Origin of the sequence: Mucilaginibacter gynuensis (assembly GCF_039541195.1) — a bacterium.
Lineage (GTDB): Bacteria > Bacteroidota > Bacteroidia > Sphingobacteriales > Sphingobacteriaceae > Mucilaginibacter > Mucilaginibacter gynuensis.
Window position 1 is genome coordinate 598,167 of the sequence record NZ_BAABFT010000001.1, and the last position, 18,703, is coordinate 616,869.

The following is an 18,703-nucleotide window of genomic DNA, read 5'->3' on the forward strand; positions in this document are numbered from 1 at the left end:
GCGCTTGCGCAGAGAAGGTGGTCAAGCGAAGCAAAGACCGGATGAGTAAAATTATATCAAAAGCTTAACTTAATGATATCAACGCAATGCCCCATTTTTAATTCATTACCAAATGAAAGCATTTAAAAAGATTACCGGTTGGCTGCATTTATGGCTTGGATTGATATCGGGTATCATCCTTATTGTGGTAGCGCTAACCGGCGCTTTGTTAACTTTTGAAGAAGAGCTCGACCCTATCTTCTTTAAAAAATCGCGGGTGGTTGAAGTAAGCGGCACACGTTTACCTGTTGATAGCCTGGTACAGATAGCCAACACTGCCTTTCCGGGCAAGAAAGCAGCAAGGCTCATTATACCCGAAACCGCCGACCGCAGCGTTACTGCCCGCATTGGTGCGAGAGGCAAAGGGCTTAAAATAGCCTATATCAACCCTTACACCGGTGCTATATTATACAAAGGCCCGTACGAGAAAGAGTTTTTTCAGCAGGTGCGTAACCTGCATCGTTATTTACTGATGGAAGAAACCGGCAAAGTGATCACCGGTATTTCTTGTTCTATCTGTTTGTTTTTGGTGATCAGCGGTATTATTATCTGGTGGCCCGCCAATAAAAAAGCCATCAAACAACGCTTTAAAATTAAATGGGATGCATCAGGTAAACGTTTAACCTGGGATCTGCATTCTGTATCGGGTTTCTATATTTCTTTGTTTTTATTATTGATCACCCTCACCGGTTTCGTGTGGAGTTATCAGTGGGCCGAAGATTTGATCTATACCCTTGCCGATGGTAAGCAAACCAAAGAAGCCAAGGTTAAAAACCTTGAAAAATTAAAGGTAGCCAAGCCAGGCATTTACCAGGGAATGCTCGACCAAACCAACCAAATTTACACTTATACAGGCACTGTCGCCTTTAACTTACCGGCAAAACCCGCTTTGGCAGTTACTGTACAAAAAGAGTTGGAAGAAAGCGTGAACAGACAGGTTGACGCCGCAAGCTTTGACAGCCATACGGGCAAATTCATAAGCAAATTACCTTATGCCAAACTATCCAACGGCACCAAGATCCGCAGAATGATATTACCTATCCATACCGGAAGTTTACTGGGCTGGCTTACTAAATTGCTTTATCTTATTGTGTGTTTATTCACCGCCAGCCTACCGGTAACAGGCTTGCTGATATGGTTGAACAGAAAAAAGAAGTCGAAAACAAAATCGCCGCGCAGAAGATCAACGGTGGCAAAGCCGAAACTTGTACCTGCTAAATAACAGCTATCCGAATTATCACTTAACCATCAGGCTGTAGTTGCACCTGTGCCTGATGTTTGAGTATGCTATACCTTTGTAATTACCCGCACCGGCCTCTTCCCAATCCTGCCTGATGATGTATAGGCCCGGCATGGTGGTTTTAAATACAGCCTCTCCTTTTTCGTTAACGGTCAATTCCTTTTCCCAGTTTTCAGGGTTAAACACACGCAGTTTTGTGCCGTTTGCAGCAAGTGCATTATTATTAAAAGCTTTTACGGTTACTATCCCCTCTTGCACAGTTGTTAAAATATCCAACAATTGAACAGGCTTTAAAACAGGTACGGCTGTGCCCACCAAGAAATCGGCACAGAGATAATCTATCGGGCGTACATTTTTGCCGCCGGTTTTCGACCTGTCTACCACGGGGTGGCTGTCATTTATACCCAGTATGCGGTAGCTGCCATTGTGCGTTGGCACAAATGTACCTTCCCAGCAATCGGCCTTGCGCGAAATAGGAACGTCAAGTTTTTGGCCTTTATCATCAATTACACTCATTTTAAAATCACCGGCAAGGGTTAATTCATTGCCTCCATCGCGATGGCGAATGCTGTACTCATCAATATGCCCATAAATAACCCTTATCGTAACCGCGTCGTTTACTTTACCCGAACCTATAACTTCCATCCAATAGGCGCTCGCTTTGCTTAAAGCAGGGAAAAGGATCGTCAGCATGGTCATCAAAAAAAGCGCTTTCTTCATACGGCAAAAATAACAACTACAGACTGTAAACATGAGTTATTTGACTGTTCTTTGGTCTGCAAAAAAATAAAATCATATATATCAGTAAAAACAAAACTATTTGTGCTTTATAAACGTAACTACAGCATCGATTATTCATTTAACAACATATCACCATGGGATTAGGCGCACCAGAGATCATTTTAATTATTGTAGCAGTATTACTGTTATTCGGCGGAAAGAAAATACCTGAACTAATGAGAGGTTTAGGCAAAGGCGTAAAAGAGTTTAAAGATTCGCAAAACGGCGTTTCTGAAACACTTGCCCCGGCACCTGTAAGAACAGAAGAAAAAATCTAATAAAAACAAATGCCGCTCTCAAAAATGAAGCGGCATTTGTTTTTTATCAATTTGATTTTGGCTGATATAGTTGGTACTTCGACCAAAAATCTTCCGACTTTGATAAGGCGGTACGGTCAATAGCACCGCCCTCTCCCGCTCCTCCGCGGCCCGGGCGACCACCACCGCCACCCATACCGCCGCCACGGCCTCCGCCACCTCCCATTCCACCACGACCACCACCGCCGCCCATACCTCCGCCTCGCATGCCACCTCTTCCGCCACCACCGGGGCCACCTTCACCATTTGATGGTCGCGTAAATCCGTTGATCTTGATATTAAATGCCCATACACCTTTAACAATATCGGCGGCATCAAAAAACTTCACCGGGATAGCAGCTTCGTATACCATATTGCCATCGGCATCATAATCAAGCGCCGCCCTAAAACCGTAAGTATTTTGAATGGAGAGGTAATCGTAATCTATCTCCTTAAAACCCGTCACTTTAATTTTTTGAAGTTTAGTGAGGTAAGCCTTGTGTTGTTCTTCACGTGTATCCTCATTGGGTTGCTCGCCCGGTTGGGAAGCTTGTTCGCCGGCCGGCATCGCAGGTGGGCCGCTCTCAGGGTCGCGGGATGGAAATGTAAGTGTATAAGCCGCTTTCTTTTTCCCTTTAACATTAATGCCCCAGGTAAGGCCCGCCATTAAAACCCGTTGCTGCTCGGTACGGTCGTTAAAACGGATGGCGAGGTAAACAAATTTGGCATCGTTGGCTATGGTATAGTTCCACTTTTTTTCTTCGTTAAAATACCGCAAACTATCGCTCCAGTCTTTTAGGTTACCATCTATTGTGATAGTTTCCGCAGGCGGAAGTAAGGTTTTATCGCTTTGGCTCATCGCATTATTTGCCAATAGTATACAAAGGAAAATCGCGACAAAAATTGGTCTGTTCATACAAATATTCAATTACGCGTGCTATGTAATAAAACATTGGCACTCTGTAAAAAAATGTAGACCAAAGCCTGTAATGTGTAGATGAAAACGGTAGTTAATTATTGTAGATTATCGCTTCAACAACTTAAAACGGCGCTCAACCATAGGCAACACTGTGGTAGCTTGCTCCCTTAGCGAAGTCGTTCTTTTCATGTTGCTATTGGCTGCTACAGGTATTTGCCCTGTATTGATATAATTGATGGTAGCTTTGAGGCAGGTTTCCTCGGGGTTGCCTAATTCATACAGGTTATCGGGCACAACGGGAATATCAACCTGCATCCCGGTAAAATAACCGGCATTATCGGCGGCGTTCTTTATCAAAAAGTTCGACATAAAAACCGTGTACTCATCAATATTGATACCGATAAATCCAACAGGCTTGCCGTAAGTTGTACTGCCAATCAGTTTCACATTGAGGTAAGGCCTTAAACAATTGATCAGCAATTCACTCGCTGATGCCGTTTGCCCGGAAACGATGAAGTAGATATTTTTCAAATTGCTAAGATTGCCTTTTTTACTGAAGGTATAAGTATTACCCACTTCCGAATAATCAACATCGGCCATAGTGGCCAATCTACCCTGGTAGCTTACAGGTTTTCCGTTTGCATCAAAATATGGCTGATGCTGTAATATCGTAGCCTTACCCTGCTGCATTTGGCTATTGAATTGCTCGTTATACATCACCTTACCGTTAAATGCAGGCGGAATTAACAGATTGGCCACGTATTCGGCAGTTTCGATATAACCGCCGCGGTTGCTACGCAGGTCAATGATAATATCGGCAGAATTAGCTGCGGCTATCTGTGCAAAAGCAGCGTCAATGTATGACTGTGCATTAGCCAGCGAGGGAAATGATGATAAAGCTATGTAACCCACCTTTGTATCGCCCGCGTTTAGTAAGGCCACTGCCGCAACCGGGTTTCCGCTTACTTCATTAGTATTGGCAACGGCCAATGCAAGTCCGGATAATGTGGAGCCTCTATTTGCCAGATATGAGTATTTGGCAACGTTGGCGGTAAGGGCGTTTTCAAAAGGCAGGCTGTTGGCCGGGTTTATTTTGAGTTGTGTTATATCAAACAGTTCTGTTTCGTAAGCCAACAATTGTGGATTGATACCTGCATATTTTATCCGGGGATTAAACGTCGTGTAATCCGGTAGCGCATCGTTCCACAAATACATTTGTTTGGCATACAAATAAATGGAATCTAAAGTAAACTGAAACCGGGTACCGCTGGTTGGCGAAACAATGGCATCCGCATCTCCCTTCACCATAGGCTCTTTTGAACAGGAAAGAATGCCGATTGGTATACAAAGATTTAGCAGGTAGATCCACTGTTTCGCTTGCCCAAATTTCATCTTACTTAAATATAGCTGTTATATTATTTAACAAAATGAACAACATCTCCGGCCTCTACAGAACCCCAGGCCTCTGAACCGTGCGTTTCATCTTTACTGATTAAAGTGATGGTTCTGGTAAAGCCAACAATTACATCTTCAGGTATTTTAAACTTTACGTTTGTAGCCGTTTGGCTGCTCACCGGTAAAACAAGGTATTGAGAGTCAGAAAAATCTTCGGCAACAATATCGAGTATGGCATAGCCAATTTGATTAGTATAATATTTAGATGTAGGGCCGTCCAATATATTTATACTTAGCTCGTCGCCAGCTTTTAATGATTTGCCGCGATCGAGAAATACTAATTCATTACTACGTAAAATAGGGATACCAACTTGAAAGGGGCCTTTTGTTATAGTTTGCGTTCCGTTAATGAGTTTAATATCGTAACTGCCGGTATCCAGCGTTAATGGTGTTGGATAAATAGAGAGGCTGGCATTTGTAAAGGTATTGAACGATGAACCCCAAAGTCTTGTTGCCTTATTGTCCTTTTTATTAATAACATATAGTTCAGTTACGTTGGTATCGGGTATTATGTATTCGCCGGTAATATTCAATGCACCACCTAAATATTGCTCTAAACTAAAGTTAAGATCCAAAGGTGGTTGGTTAATAGCCGGTGAAAGCGTAAACTGTTGCGTGCTGCCATCCTGTGCTGTTACAGTAAAGGTAACACTGCTGTTAAAAGGAATTTTTTTACCGGACGCGGGCGATATACTTGCATTGGCAGATACGCTTATCTCGGGTGTTATAGAATCGGGCACGGTTTGTAACGGCGGCCAATATACAATAACGCGGTTGTTTACAATTACGGCTTTCAGCGGATCGCCTTTGGCATCCTTAATTGTAAAATTTTCAATAGTGTTATAAGGTGTTTTTACATATTCTTTTTTACAAGAAGATGCAAAAAGTGCGATGATGACTATAATTAAAAGTAAAATATTCCTGTTCATATAAAAACGTAATTTATCGGATGTTGAAAGAAGCCACCCGGATATTACCCGGATGGCTATTAAGCATTTGGTATGCAGATTACAAGTTGTTCAATGTACCGTATTGAATAACATAGATACCGCGGTTAGCAGTAGGGCCGCCATCGCCTGAAACTGAATTGAATTTAACAGCATAGCTTGGCAATAAACCTGTTTTTGAAACCACGCCGATGAAAAATCCGGCTACCAATATCGGGTGATTAGGATTTGCAACATCATAAGTATACCAACCATCGTTTGAAGTGCTGGTTGTTGCCTGGCCAATGCTTGCTTTTGCAATACCTGAAGTTGTAAAGTCAGTAATTTTTAATGTTGACCATGTTTTTGAGGTATTGTAGTAGTAATACAGCTTGTATTTGGTAGTATCAACAGCTTGTGCAAATGAGTTATTGTAGCTTACCAATTTTAATACACGTGAGCCTGCTGTTGAAGAGGTATCGGTAGTTGGCGTACCGGTTAAACCAAGGTAAAGCGTAGCATAGCCTGTTGGCGGGAAAACAGTTGGGTTACCATAGTGGCCGTAAACAGTACCGGTTACATTGGTTGTGGCGGCTGCTTGCTCGTTAACGGTGTTTAATTTAGCTACGTTAGCATCTTTTTTACAAGAAGCCAGTACAAATGATAAGGCTATAACTGCTAATCCTGCTTTTGCTATGTTTTTGAAATTTGAATTCATGGTATTTGTTTTTGAACTTAATTTTTTATTATTTTATTAATTATTTAGCTGAAGGCTGGCTGGGCAACATTTATTGTAATTGCTACTACTAATAGGAATTACTTTATTGCTCATCCGGCTTTCTTTTTACCGGTTATTGGCGAGATTGCACCGGTATACTCGCTTTGTTATTTATTATTGTTGTTCTATTTTTTTGCTATTCCTTTCTTCATTGGCGTTTGTTTTAGGTAAATTTTTCGTGTGAATTATATTAATCGCTTACGTACGCTAAGCGGCTTAATGCTTGTTATTTGGCGGTAACCGTCATGGCCTGTGTACCAACATGCGGAGCCCAGCCTTCAAACTCAAATGTTATTCGTGGCCTGTCGGCAAAAGCGGTATAAACGCCAACAGGGAAATCGTCGGGCACTTTTATGGTTACAGACAGGGCGTTAGAACTTACAATAGCGAAATCATACACTTTACCACCAAGTGTTGCCTTTACCGATTTTAAATTGAGTAATAAGCTTTGATAGGCATTGTAAGTAAGATTATCGCCCTGTTTTACTGTAACCGAAGGAGTAGTAACATAGGGTTGACGATGTATAATGTGTACAGGCTGCCCCAGCTTAACATCGTGCCCTAAAAATTTTACGTTAACATCAAAATAACCTGTATCCGCATCGGCTGGTATATTAATGTACTGCATAGTGTAAAGTCCATCATCGGTACTTAAGAAAATTTGAGCGGTTGAATTATCTAAGGGGATAACTTTTGATGAGCTTTTGGCAACCAGCGACACGTTGAGGTTTTGCGGATTCCGGCTGAATAAATTGCCCCTTATAATTGGCAATGTACCTAACGGGTAAGTTACCAGGTTAGATGGATCGTTGTAAATAAGTTCAAGTGAAGGCGTATTTTGCTCAACAATAATCAGTTTATAAACCTTCTGTGAACCATCGGCACCTATTACGGTATAGGTTTGGGAGGTGCTACCGAGTTCAACCGGCAAAATCTCGTCTTTAAGCTTAGCGCCGTCTTCAACTTTAATCAATGGGTCGATAATGCTGAGGTTATAATAAAATGGCACATATACGGTAATGGTATTTTGCTGATTATCAATTGCGCCATAAATTACCGTATCGGTAAGGTTTGAGACCTTGTACTCCACCATGGTATTTTTGGCGAGCGGTTCAAAGTCTACCGTTTTTGTACAAGATGTAATGATGGCGATAACTGCCGTAAAAAGAAGGAGAAGTAAATGTTTCTTATTCATAATAAATTTCGGAGGATTATTTAATTTGTCAATTCGGTACAATTGCTTTTACCTGCAACCTTATCATATTGGTCGGACTTGGTTCATGCTATATAAAGTTTAGTGTAGTTTTCAGACTTCTTTATTTTTAATCAGTCTAAATAAACACAACAAATATAGGCCACTGATTCGATATAATATTTACTAAATCGGGATAATCTTTTCCGAAAACGGGACAGTATTTTATGTTATACGGAAGTTTTTTAAGGAATAATTACGACACAATAACTATTAAGCAATAGTTATTTATTTATTAAAACACTGTATATCAGCATTATGATAAATAACATCATATACCTGCGAACGAAATCCGGTTGCCGGGCGGCTATTCCTGATAACGTAAATGGTTTGGAGATGAATAATTATAGAATGGGGTTGGCAAATAAATGCCGGGGCATTGAGGATGACTAAATGCGAAATATTACACTACCTATTTTAAGGTAGCGTAATTATAAAACTTCAACCTGCCGTTACCTTCAACATTGATGGTTTGGGTTTCAGTTGCACCCTGGGCATTTTTCAGGCTGATGGTGATCTTGTTGTCCCCCTTTTGCAGTGGGATGCGGGCGTAAGAGATAGAGGCCGGTAAGCTTTGCCAGTTGCGGGTATCGGCTTTTTCTGATAATAAGCTATACAGTTGTATACCATAACCAATGCCTTCCAGCAGATCGTTGGTTTTACCATTGCTTTTGGCTGCCGCGCGAATAGAGTATTCGGCTATTTTTTTAACCGCCAGGCGCGATAATATCTTACCCATTTCGTTCAGCATGCGCTGTTGCAGCGTTTTAAAAGCCAGTTCGTTAATATCTTCGGCTTTAGAAAAAGCTATTTGCTCGTTATTGGTGGTAAGTGTAGCACTGGTGTAATAGGGTGCCTGGGCAATGTATTTAGGAAATGCGGCCCGCAAGCTTTCTACCGATTTGGTGTTCACCTTGCTCCTGTCGCCATCATAATTAAACGGGATCAGTATTCCGCCGCCTGCATCGGTAAAGAAGAGGTCGCCGTTACTGTTCCTGATCAGGCTGAAAAAAAGGTCGACCTGTGTTTTGATGGGCGCGCGTCCGTTCTCCCAAAAAAATATAAGCTCGCCGCCTTCCGATGGTTTGGCAGGTTCGTATTTGATCCCGAAGGTACGCTCAAACTCATCGGCCTCGGTATTAAAGCCATTTAATTTAGCTGTGCGGATGACATCTTGCTGCAAGCCTAATGGCATGGTGGTACCATAATAAGTTTTATCCGGACTTTTTAGGTATACCTCCGCGGCGTTACGGTATGAGATGAAGGCGTTATTGATATCGTTATTACGCTCGTAAAGCATGCCCTGCAAGGTGAGCGAAAATGCGTCGTTAGAGTAACGGGAGTCTTTATTGTTAAACTTATCGCCCTGTGCTTGTGCCTGTAAGGTAATGCGGCGTGCCTCTACAATAGCATCTTCCGTTTTATTCAGGTACAGGTAATTAAGCGCTTTATAATAATGGATCATGAATTTCTCAAAATCCTCGCCTTTATATTTCTGAGCTGCCGGGTTAAGCAATACGCCTACCGCGTCGTCACCCACACTGGTCAGCCCCTGGTCAAGCAGTTGATCGGCTTCGTTAAAATACTTGTTGCTGGTATCGTACTGCGCGTTGAGGTGACTTATACGGCCTTTTTCCATCAGATAAAGCAGCTTATTGCGCGATTTTTTTAAGGCGCCGGTATTGCTAAGGTCTTTTTCGGCCTGCTGATAGTTACCTGCTGAAACACTTTTATAATAAGGCGCAATACTTTGATTATAGGTTGAGCAACCCAATAAAAAAAGCATCAGCCCGAAAACAGATGATGCCCGGAAAATATACGTACGTATGTTGATCATTATAAAAGGCATATTGCCCCGAACGAGATAATATCGCGTTCGGGGCAATGTATATTATCAGCTTAGTTTTTTACGTATTTAGCTATTTTTTTCTCACCTATCCAAACTACTTCGTTGGTTTGAATATTGGTAAGCTCAAGATTTACCTGGTAGTAAACCACTTTTTTCTTTTTGTGCGAATCAACAATTGAGTTAATTGAACCTTGCAAAATATAATCGGCACCATTTTCCAAGCCGAATTTTTTCATGCTTGATACGGTGGCGTTAGTTTGCTGATCGGCTTTTTCGGCACGTAACTCTTCACGTTTTTTACCGCCTTGTACCAAACGTACTTTTTGCGATTTGATAAAAGCGCTTTCAATATCAGCCAGGAAAGTTTCGGCTTCAATATGCTCGTGGCTTTTGTTTTGTACAAAACCTACAATCACTACCGGCTTTTTGCCCTGATGATCGCTGGTATGGGTATCTATCCAGTTGGCGCCTAATATTTGTGTAGTAAGGTCGTTGGCAGCCATTCTCGAATCGCTGTTATTCCAGTTGCCGCTTACATCTATAGTTTCCTCGGTGCTAACACGTGTTACCTGTCTTGAACATGAGGCTATAAATATCCCTGAAACTGCTATAGCAGCAACCGTTAAAATCCTATTAAATTTCATTTGAATTGTTATTAATTATACTGTTTTAGATTGAATGCTGCATTATTTGTTACCAGCCAAAACCAACGCCAATACTGGTGCGGCCTCCCCAGCCACCACGTCCCCAGCCGCTGCCGTAACCCCAGCTGCTAAAAGGCGAGTAATAGCTGCCGCCATATAAACCCCATGACGGTGAATAATCATAATAACCATTCATACGTTCCTGGTGTCTCCACTCCCGGTTTTGCTGGCGGCGTTCCAGCTTGGCTTCGTACCAATCGTAAGCCTTGTAGGTATTTTGTACGGTGGTGCCGTGTAAGCTATTAAGGGTATCGGCCATGCGGGTGTATTTCACCTGGCTTACCAAATATCTTGGATTTTGATCGGCTACCAAAGCGGTTTGGGCCTTTGCTATGCCACTATACAGGCCGCATAACAGTACGCAAACCATCATAATGATATTCCTTTTCATCACTTTTAATTTAATTAAGTAAAGTTACGCAAATTGCAGTTGCAAATATTATAAAGCAAGCCCCTATAAGTTAATTTATGTTAATATGAATATATTTTTACTTAGTGATGAACTGCGCCACTTTATAAACACAATTAATAGCCCCGTTACACATACAATAACGGCATTTTGACCCTGAATCGCCCTTTTTTGTTTAATCAACCAAAAAATAAACTCACAGTCTACCTGTACAATTTACCTTACGCCTGCTGTGGCAATACCACACTTTCATAACAATATTGAGAAAAATACCGATATAAAAACATAAGTACCTATATTAGATGTACTTATACCGTATTATCAATTCCTCTGAATAGTGTGAAAGCTATTACTATGAAAAGCGTTTAGCGGAATTCTTGTTGCTACAATTTCACTTTGATCTTTAACTTTCAGGTTATGCAAATTCTTCCGTCTGCGAAATCGGCTGTATTGGCTGTTTCCCTTACCCTCATTTTTTTTATATCGTGGGAGGTTTACCTACGCCAAAAAGGTGTAGCTGCCGATTATGATGATGGCCCCGAACTTTGGGCCGATAAACGCGCCATGGTGTACGAACCATCAGATAAGGCTACCGTTTTTGTAGGCTCATCGCGCATTAAGTACGACCTTGATATACCAACCTGGGAAAAACTTACCGGCACACACGCCATACAACTGGCCATGCCCGGCTCAAACCCAAGGCCAATGTTCGACGACCTCGCTAACGACCCTAAATTTAAAGGCAGGCTGATAGTTGACATAACAGAAATACTCTATTTTAACCCCGCTCCTTTCTTCACCATATCGCCAAACGAAGGCATCAACTATTACAAGAGCGAAACGCTGGCCCAAAAGGCAAGCTTTATACTTAACAGACCGGTTGAAGGTAATCTGGCCTTTTTAAACTCCGATTACCTTTCGCTCAATGGCCAACTAAATCATTTACATATTCCGGACAGGCCGGGTGTTTTTCCGCCGCTTAATTTTCCGTGGCAGTTTGGCCCTACCATGTTCGACAGGCAAAATAAAATGACCGACAGTTTTGTGGCCGATACCAACCTGCAAAACCAGGTTAAAGGTGTATGGGCCATGCTGGGGAAAGACCGTACACCACCCCTTAGCGGCAAACCGTTGGATGAGATTATGCAGACGGCAAAAAGCAATGTAGATAAAATAAAGGCACGTGGAGGCGAAGTCATATTTACACGTACGCCATCAAGCGGCCCCATGTTTGTGGGCGAAAGCATGGGTTTTCCCCGTAAATTATATTGGGACAGACTGCTGAAAACTACTGGTTGCCAGGGAATTTACTTTGCTGATTATCCCGGCACGGCAAAACTGATTTGCCCCGAATGGTCGCACTTAACCCCTAAAGATGCCATTGTGTATACTAACAATTTAGTGGCTATTCTGCAAAAAGAAAAAGGCTGGCAGTTTACCGCAAGCAATTAATAAAACTGATTCATCTTTAACCAAACTAACCATGGTTTTTAATTCCTATACCTTTATTGTATTTTTTGCCATTATGCTGCTTCTGCATAATCTGCCCATATCGTGGAAAGCAAAAAAGACAAACCTGTTACTGGCCAGCTACCTGTTTTATGCCGCCTGGAATCCGCCTTTTATCCTCCTGCTCTGGCTCTCAACCGTAGTTGATTTTTTTGTGGGAAGGGCGCTTTACACCCAACCCAACAAACATAAACGCCGCGTTTTGCTGGTAGTAAGTTTGATTGGCAACCTGGGCATGCTTTGCTTTTTTAAGTACGGTAATTTTTTGCTTGATAACTTTGTACAGTTAAGCAATTTAGTAGGTTTTGATTATCACCCGGCCAAACCGAATATCATATTGCCGGCAGGTATATCGTTCTATACCTTCACTACGCTTTGCTATACTATTGATATGTACAAGCGCAAAAGCGAACCTGTGAAATCGCTGCTTGATTTTTCGTTATTCGTTACCTTCTTTCCGCATTTAGTGGCCGGGCCTATTGTACGCCCGCCGCAGTTGGTGCCACAGTTTGAAACACCCAGAAAAGCTACTTCAGAACAATTAATGAACGGCCTGTTGTTGCTAACCCTCGGTTTGTTTATGAAGGTAGTTTGTGCCGATATCTTGCTATCCGGCGCGGCAGATACGGTTTTTAGTTCGCAGGGAGGTTTCGGGGCGTTAGATGCCTGGACAGGCGTACTGGCATTTTCCGGGCAGATCTTTTTTGATTTTGCAGGATACTCTACCTCTGCCATAGGCGTAGCCTTATGCCTGGGCTTTGTATTACCACAAAACTTTTGGTACCCCTACGCGGCTATCGGCTTTTCCGATTTTTGGCGCAGGTGGCATATTACCCTATCGGCTTGGCTGCGCGATTACCTGTACATCCCGTTAGGTGGTAACCGTGAAGGTAAATTCAGAACCTACCTCAACGTAATGATCACCATGCTGGTTGGCGGCTTGTGGCACGGTGCCAGCTGGACATTTGTAGCCTGGGGAGGTTTGCATGGTTTGTATTTATGGATCGAACGCGCCATTAACGATAGCCGGGCAAGCACATCCTCTCAACCTGAAGGCGGCGAAAACGCACCTGTAATTGCCACCGCCTCCATGGGCATTAGCCTGAGCGGTAAAAATTCCGCAGGGTTTTTATACGCGTTGTTAACCTTTTTACTGGTTTGTATTACCTGGGTATTTTTCAGGTCGAGCACATTTAGCGGGGCATGGCAAATTTTAAGTGCTATGTCGGGCCGTGTACCGGCCGCCGGGCCCCCGTTACTGGCTACCATAACCATTATAAAGGTGGGCGTGGTAATAAGCCTGATGCTGGGTTTCCATTGGTTTATGCGGAACAGCAGCGTTTTAAAAACAACAGCCAAAATGCCGTGGTGGCTCACAGGCGTGGTTTGGTCGGTAATGCTGATATTAATCGTTTTAAGCCAGGGTACCAGTAAGTCTTTTATTTACTTCCAGTTTTAAAAATAAACCCGGAAGGCAATACAGCGCACACAAACAGCTAAAGCTATTGTTATACATAGGCCGGGCATTTACTAAAAGCCCGGCCTTTCAAGCTTTATATGGCAATACCTCCATCAAACGACTGGCGTTTCAGGCTGCACGAAATCATTTACGAATCAAACACCCGCGCGGGCAAAGCTTTTGACGTAGGCTTGCTAATAGCCATATTTACCAGTATACTTATCGTAATGCTGGATAGTGTGGCAAGCATACACCAACACTATGGTAAACTATTGCACACGTTGGAATGGGGTTACACCGCGCTCTTCACCATTGAATATATTCTACGGTTAGTAAGTATAAAACGACCAATACTTTATGTAGTAAGCTTATTAGGTATTATCGACCTGATCGCCCTCATCCCTTCTTATTTAAGCATATTCTTTATCGGCGCACAATCGTTACTCGTTTTTCGGGCACTGCGATTATTACGGGTATTCCGGATTTTTAAGCTGGGGCATTTCTTAACCGAAATAAACTTTTTAAAAGAGGCGCTGAAAGGCAGCGTACGCAAGATCAGCGTGTTTCTGCTCACGGTGCTTACCTTAACGGTTATACTGGGTTCGATAATGTATTTGGTAGAGAAACGCGAGAACGGTTTTTCAAACATTCCCGAAAGTGTTTATTGGGCCATCGTTACCATTACTACCGTTGGTTATGGTGATATTTCGCCGGTAACACCTATGGGCAAATTTGTAGCATCGGTAGTAATGCTTATTGGTTATGCCATTATAGCGGTGCCCACGGGCATCATCACACATGATATTGCCATGGCTGCCCGTCAAAGAAAAGATCTGCCCGAAGCATGTCCATCCTGCGGTCGTGAAGGCCATGAAGCAGATGCCTTGTTCTGCAAGTATTGCGGCTCGTCTTTATTCAGGTAGATATACATTAACGATCAGATCCTAAAAAACACAAAACCCCGGTAAGATCAAGCCTTACCGGGGTTTCTATTCCATATCTATTAAACTTCTTCTACAACTTTGTCAACGGCTGCGGCCCTACATAGATACTGCCATTGTTCATCATGGTTTTACGGGTAATGCTGATGAATTTACCTTGCGCGTCGCGGTTAATGTACGCACGTGAACTGTTAGGGCCAATGTTGCTGTTTAATCCTGTAATTACCAATACATCAGGCTTAAGCTCTTTTATTATAAAGCTTTCAGCTGGTTTACGCGGCTCATTGCGGTTCCATGTAAGGTTACCTTTAGCGTAAGTTACGGTTACGTTGTTGGTGTATTTACCTACCAGTTCGCCGTATTTACTTTTCAAATCGGTAGCTTTTTTAGTAGCAAAAACGCCATCATCCAATATCCATTGAGCGGCTTCTTTCTGGGTGCTGTCCGAGCCATTGCTTGCCATATTCTGTAAGATAAGCCTGCGGGCAACGGCCAGCGCATCTTCCTTACCACTTACTACATCGGGGATAACGCCTGTGCCTTCCCAACCAACATTACTGTTAGGGGCAACCACCATTTTAAATGGTGTAAATACAACCAGGTTATTTTTAAGAGCGACGAACGTACCTGCAATACCAGCGCCCGCTGTAGTTTCGCCCACTATGGTAGCGCGGCGTAATTTCTGCATAGCATAAGCAAAACCTTCAGATGCCGAAGCTGTGCCGGGACCAACCAGTATATATACCGACGTATTGGTTAAACGCTTGCCCGGTACATACGAGTAGGTCCACTCCTGCTCATCCATTTTGCGGTCTTTATAAAAACCGTTCAGGTAAAACTGCTCCTGACCCGGAAAATAAAAGTACGATGCCAAAAAGCGACCCATTTGCCCTGTACCACCCGGATTATGACGGATATCCAATATGATATTTTTACTGTTTGCGGACATGTTCATAGCAGCAGCTGCTGTTTCAAACGCTTCTTGTGAACCGTAGAACGGCCCAGGAATATCAACATAAGCAGTTGAGGTAGCGCCATCTATCTGTACACTTTTAAAACCATAGTTTGATTTACGTTGCGATTCGGCTTCAGAATTTCTGCCGCCACCACCACCTTCACGTGGTTCGGTCAGGTTTTTATAAGTATCCACATTGCGCATAATACGCAGGTGAACGTCTTTATGGGCCTTGCTTAAATCTTCGGTCAGTCTTGAAGCCAGTTCGTCTTCGCTCAGGTTATTGTATCTGCCGGCGGCTTCGTTTTTGGTAAGCGCGTCTTTATACTGCTTGCTTATTTCGGGGAAAGGATATACTTCAACAAGCTTATTGCCTAATTTTTCAACTATTTCGTGCCTGTCGGCATCGTTTACGGTTTGCGCGTAAGCGCTTACGCCGCCCAATAAAAGCAGCGCGGGAATGAGGTAGGTTAATTTTTTCATTTAACGGCAAATATAAGTGTTGAAACGAAGCTGCAAAATGCTTTACGATCAAAATTTGATAAAACGTTATACCAATTGATATACAGGCACTATTGAATTTAATTTCAGTATCCATTTATTTGACGTATGTGTGTTACGCGATGCCGGGATCAATCTGCTCAAAAACAACATTACAAACCCTCATCACTGCTTTATTTCTTTAATTTTTAAAGCGGCCAAATTATTATAGCTACTTTATCGTTATCATTACCGTTAGATATTATTTTTGAAAAGCCATAACAATTAAAGCTTTTCAGATGTAACTTACAGCAGCAATGAGTAAAGTATTTACAATAACGGAAGGATTAGAAAATTTGGGTGCACTGCGCACGGGCGGACAAGGCTCGGTATACAAAGGCAGGCGCACCGGCACTATATATTCGGCAGTTAAGCTTATACCTACACCGGTACACACCGAAAGCCTCGACGATAAAAATTACCGTAATTTTCAGAACGAAGTAACCAAACTGCAAAAGGTAAACGAAAAACCCAACCCCAACGTAGTAAAAATATTAAGCTGGGGTATTACCGAAAGCGGCTCGTTCCCGTTCATCGAGATGGAATATATCGACGGTCCCGATCTGGGTGAACTGTTACAACCGCCTCACGAAAAGATCTTCACCTTAAAAGAACTTATCAAGGTAGCCGATCAGCTCTCCTGCGCTTTGGTGCACTGCCACATGGTGGGTGTAAAACACGGCGATATAAAAAGCAACAACGTAAAATATAACGTACATACCGGCAACTACGTACTGCTCGATTTTGGTTTGGCCATTATGAGCGAGGAACAACGCCGTAGCAGCATACGCCATGCCGGGGCCATTGAGTTTATGGCACCCGAACAGCACGACGGTAAAATGATGCTGCAAACGGATGTATATAGTTACGGTGTGATATTGTACGAATTGCTTACCGGGCAGGTGCCTTTCCCGCTGCAATCTGAAAATGATGCCGGGCGCAACGCCGTGATGCTGGGCCACATGGAAAGCCCTGTGCCCGATGCCATGCAATTGCGCAAGGCCAACTTGCCCGAAGGCTGGTCGGCACAAAGGAAGGCGCAGGAAATGCAGGTGCCTGTTTGGCTGCTGAACCTCATCTACAAGTGTTTGCAAAAGAACCCGGAAGACAGGTTCTCCAGCGGCATGTCGTTGCATGATGCTATTGTGAGTGGCAGCCTGGCTAATGTAGCTGCGGGGCAAGCGCCTGCTGTTAATCCGGTGGTTTTACCTGCGGCAAACTCAAATGCGATAACCGAACCGGTTGCGGATGAATCGAAAGTAACGCTATCTAAACCGGTGTTTTACGCCATGATATCTATGCTCATCATTTTCATGGGCTTTTCTATTTATGCTACCTTTTTGAAAAAGGATGCCCGTTTAAAGGATAACAGCACACAGGATTCGGTAAAGATGAAGAAGGATACGCCGAAGGTAGAACCCAAGTATGAAGAACCGGTGAACGAGTATGCCAACCCGATGAGCCAGGATTCGCTTCAGGATAACGGCAACGAGAACAAACAACCCGAAATTTTACAACCCCAAACAAATACGGATAGTGCCGTGGGGAATCAACCCGATACGGCTGCGAACCAATAAACCAGTTGCTGCACAATCAAACAACGTTTGTTGTTTTTACGTTCAGTTAGCATAAAATATTTTTACATCAATAATGGAACCCAAAAATAACTTTTGGCAGCGCTTAGGCATACAGGATTGGTTTTTAACCAATGATGCCCCTACTATTACCGGCAAAGCCCAGCCCCTTACGCCCGATACGGTTTATAATTACATTATTGAAAAATTTGAGGAATCGATAAGGGAACTCTCTTTTGCCGGGCGTGTGGTTTTTTACCACGAGTTCATCATCAGCTTTAATACAGAAGATTATAACGAGTTTGTGCAAAACAAACAAGGCATTTTCGGGCTGATAGTGCATGAAAGCGTAAAGAAGTTTTACGAGATACTGCGCACCTATCGCGAAGCGGGCAAAACGGTTGAACCATCGGGCTCCAAATGGGTATTCAGGCTGGTTACACACCCCAGCTATGTACGCGGCGATAAAGGCTTTATAGGTAAGCTATTACCCGATAATAGCAACAGCACCAAAAAATCGGAGAACCTGCGGGTAACCTTTATCCCGAGGCAAACGGGTATAGCGCAAACTTTTGATGTGAATGATGATATTTTGAAGGGCTTTACCTATTACAGCGATGGCTATATGGAAATTCCGTATGAGGATCACCTGGAAGCACCTGAAAAAGAAAGCCCGAAAAAAGAGCAGCCTACACTTGCCCGTTTAGAAACCATTATACCAGATAAGCAGTTCGCGGGTAAAAAGGTGGAGTACCTGATGAAAGACGATGACATCATCGTATCGGGTAATGACGAACCACGCGAAGAAGATAACATCTTCGTTATCCCGTCGGAATGGGTTAACTCACCGCATTTGCAGATCCGCTTTAATAAAGCCGACGGTAAATTTTACGTGGCCTCATTCGGTGAGATCACCACGCTGAATGAAAACGTGATCAGCCGCAGTGACGTGAACGCGCCGGTTTGGGTTGAACTGCCTGTTAATTCGCGCATGCTGCTGAACGGAATTATCGGCTTAAATCTGTTTAAAGGCTAAGTATTATGTCGCAAATATTATCCATTGGTCTGTTAGTAATTG

General features: G+C 43.0%; 17 protein-coding genes. 7 read left to right on the forward strand and 10 right to left on the reverse strand.

The window, feature by feature from the left end:
- Nucleotides 1-112: 112 nt before the first annotated feature.
- Nucleotides 113-1,261, forward strand: coding sequence for a PepSY-associated TM helix domain-containing protein (locus ABD894_RS02495; protein WP_345209400.1), 1,149 nt, complete (start codon nucleotides 113-115; stop codon nucleotides 1,259-1,261).
- A gap of 15 nt (nucleotides 1,262-1,276) precedes the next feature.
- On the opposite strand, the gene ABD894_RS02500 is transcribed toward ABD894_RS02495, so the two are convergent.
- Complete coding sequence (locus tag ABD894_RS02500) at nucleotides 1,277-1,999, reverse strand: hypothetical protein (RefSeq protein ID WP_345209401.1); 723 nt, start codon at nucleotides 1,997-1,999, stop codon at nucleotides 1,277-1,279.
- Nucleotides 2,000-2,154: 155 nt separating this feature from the next.
- Here ABD894_RS02500 and ABD894_RS02505 point away from each other — a divergent pair, with 155 nt between their 5' ends.
- On the forward strand, nucleotides 2,155-2,337 hold the full coding sequence (locus ABD894_RS02505; RefSeq protein ID WP_345209402.1) for a Sec-independent protein translocase subunit TatA/TatB: 183 nt from the start codon (nucleotides 2,155-2,157) through the stop codon (nucleotides 2,335-2,337).
- A 46-nt stretch (nucleotides 2,338-2,383) separates the two neighbouring features.
- Here ABD894_RS02505 and ABD894_RS02510 read toward each other — a convergent pair whose 3' ends face one another.
- The 8 genes from ABD894_RS02510 to ABD894_RS02545 all read right to left on the reverse strand — a co-directional run bounded on the left by ABD894_RS02510 (nucleotide 2,384) and on the right by ABD894_RS02545 (nucleotide 10,629).
- The gene (locus ABD894_RS02510) at nucleotides 2,384-3,214 is read right to left on the reverse strand and encodes a hypothetical protein (RefSeq protein ID WP_345209403.1); all 831 of its coding nucleotides are present in this window, start codon (nucleotides 3,212-3,214) and stop codon (nucleotides 2,384-2,386) included.
- A 165-nt stretch (nucleotides 3,215-3,379) separates the two neighbouring features.
- Complete coding sequence (locus tag ABD894_RS02515; protein WP_345209404.1) at nucleotides 3,380-4,666, reverse strand: S41 family peptidase; 1,287 nt, start codon at nucleotides 4,664-4,666, stop codon at nucleotides 3,380-3,382.
- Between the two features lie 23 nt (nucleotides 4,667-4,689).
- Nucleotides 4,690-5,658 (reverse strand): hypothetical protein, encoded by a 969-nt coding sequence (locus ABD894_RS02520; protein ID WP_345209405.1) that lies wholly within the window; start codon nucleotides 5,656-5,658, stop codon nucleotides 4,690-4,692.
- Nucleotides 5,659-5,737: 79 nt separating this feature from the next.
- Nucleotides 5,738-6,373: a hypothetical protein gene (locus tag ABD894_RS02525; protein ID WP_345209406.1), complete on the reverse strand. Its 636-nt coding sequence runs from the start codon at nucleotides 6,371-6,373 to the stop codon at nucleotides 5,738-5,740.
- A 286-nt stretch (nucleotides 6,374-6,659) separates the two neighbouring features.
- The gene (locus ABD894_RS02530) at nucleotides 6,660-7,628 is read right to left on the reverse strand and encodes a hypothetical protein (RefSeq protein WP_345209407.1); all 969 of its coding nucleotides are present in this window, start codon (nucleotides 7,626-7,628) and stop codon (nucleotides 6,660-6,662) included.
- Between the two features lie 469 nt (nucleotides 7,629-8,097).
- Nucleotides 8,098-9,522: a COG3014 family protein gene (locus ABD894_RS02535; protein WP_345209408.1), complete on the reverse strand. Its 1,425-nt coding sequence runs from the start codon at nucleotides 9,520-9,522 to the stop codon at nucleotides 8,098-8,100.
- A 62-nt stretch (nucleotides 9,523-9,584) separates the two neighbouring features.
- Nucleotides 9,585-10,178, reverse strand: a complete 594-nt coding sequence (locus tag ABD894_RS02540; protein WP_345209409.1) for a penicillin-binding protein activator LpoB — start codon at nucleotides 10,176-10,178, stop codon at nucleotides 9,585-9,587.
- A gap of 49 nt (nucleotides 10,179-10,227) precedes the next feature.
- Nucleotides 10,228-10,629, reverse strand: a complete 402-nt coding sequence (locus ABD894_RS02545) for a hypothetical protein (RefSeq protein ID WP_345209410.1) — start codon at nucleotides 10,627-10,629, stop codon at nucleotides 10,228-10,230.
- A 435-nt stretch (nucleotides 10,630-11,064) separates the two neighbouring features.
- Between ABD894_RS02545 and ABD894_RS02550 the strand changes: the two genes are divergently transcribed.
- From ABD894_RS02550 to ABD894_RS02560, 3 genes are all read left to right on the forward strand, one after another.
- Nucleotides 11,065-12,099: a hypothetical protein gene (locus ABD894_RS02550; protein WP_345209411.1), complete on the forward strand. Its 1,035-nt coding sequence runs from the start codon at nucleotides 11,065-11,067 to the stop codon at nucleotides 12,097-12,099.
- A 31-nt stretch (nucleotides 12,100-12,130) separates the two neighbouring features.
- Entirely contained in the window at nucleotides 12,131-13,615 is a 1,485-nt protein-coding gene (locus tag ABD894_RS02555; RefSeq protein WP_345209412.1) for an MBOAT family O-acyltransferase, read from the forward strand.
- A 98-nt stretch (nucleotides 13,616-13,713) separates the two neighbouring features.
- A complete protein-coding gene (locus tag ABD894_RS02560; protein WP_345209413.1) occupies nucleotides 13,714-14,538 on the forward strand; it encodes an ion transporter in 825 nt (274 codons plus the stop codon).
- A gap of 91 nt (nucleotides 14,539-14,629) precedes the next feature.
- On the opposite strand, the gene ABD894_RS02565 is transcribed toward ABD894_RS02560, so the two are convergent.
- Complete coding sequence (locus ABD894_RS02565; protein ID WP_345209414.1) at nucleotides 14,630-15,994, reverse strand: S41 family peptidase; 1,365 nt, start codon at nucleotides 15,992-15,994, stop codon at nucleotides 14,630-14,632.
- 314 nt (nucleotides 15,995-16,308) lie between these two features.
- Here ABD894_RS02565 and ABD894_RS02570 point away from each other — a divergent pair, with 314 nt between their 5' ends.
- Together ABD894_RS02570 and ABD894_RS02575 are read left to right on the forward strand one after the other, a co-directional pair.
- Entirely contained in the window at nucleotides 16,309-17,628 is a 1,320-nt protein-coding gene (locus tag ABD894_RS02570) for a serine/threonine protein kinase (protein WP_345209415.1), read from the forward strand.
- 73 nt (nucleotides 17,629-17,701) lie between these two features.
- Nucleotides 17,702-18,661 (forward strand): hypothetical protein, encoded by a 960-nt coding sequence (locus ABD894_RS02575; RefSeq protein WP_345209416.1) that lies wholly within the window; start codon nucleotides 17,702-17,704, stop codon nucleotides 18,659-18,661.
- The last annotated feature ends 42 nt before the right edge of the window (nucleotides 18,662-18,703 follow it).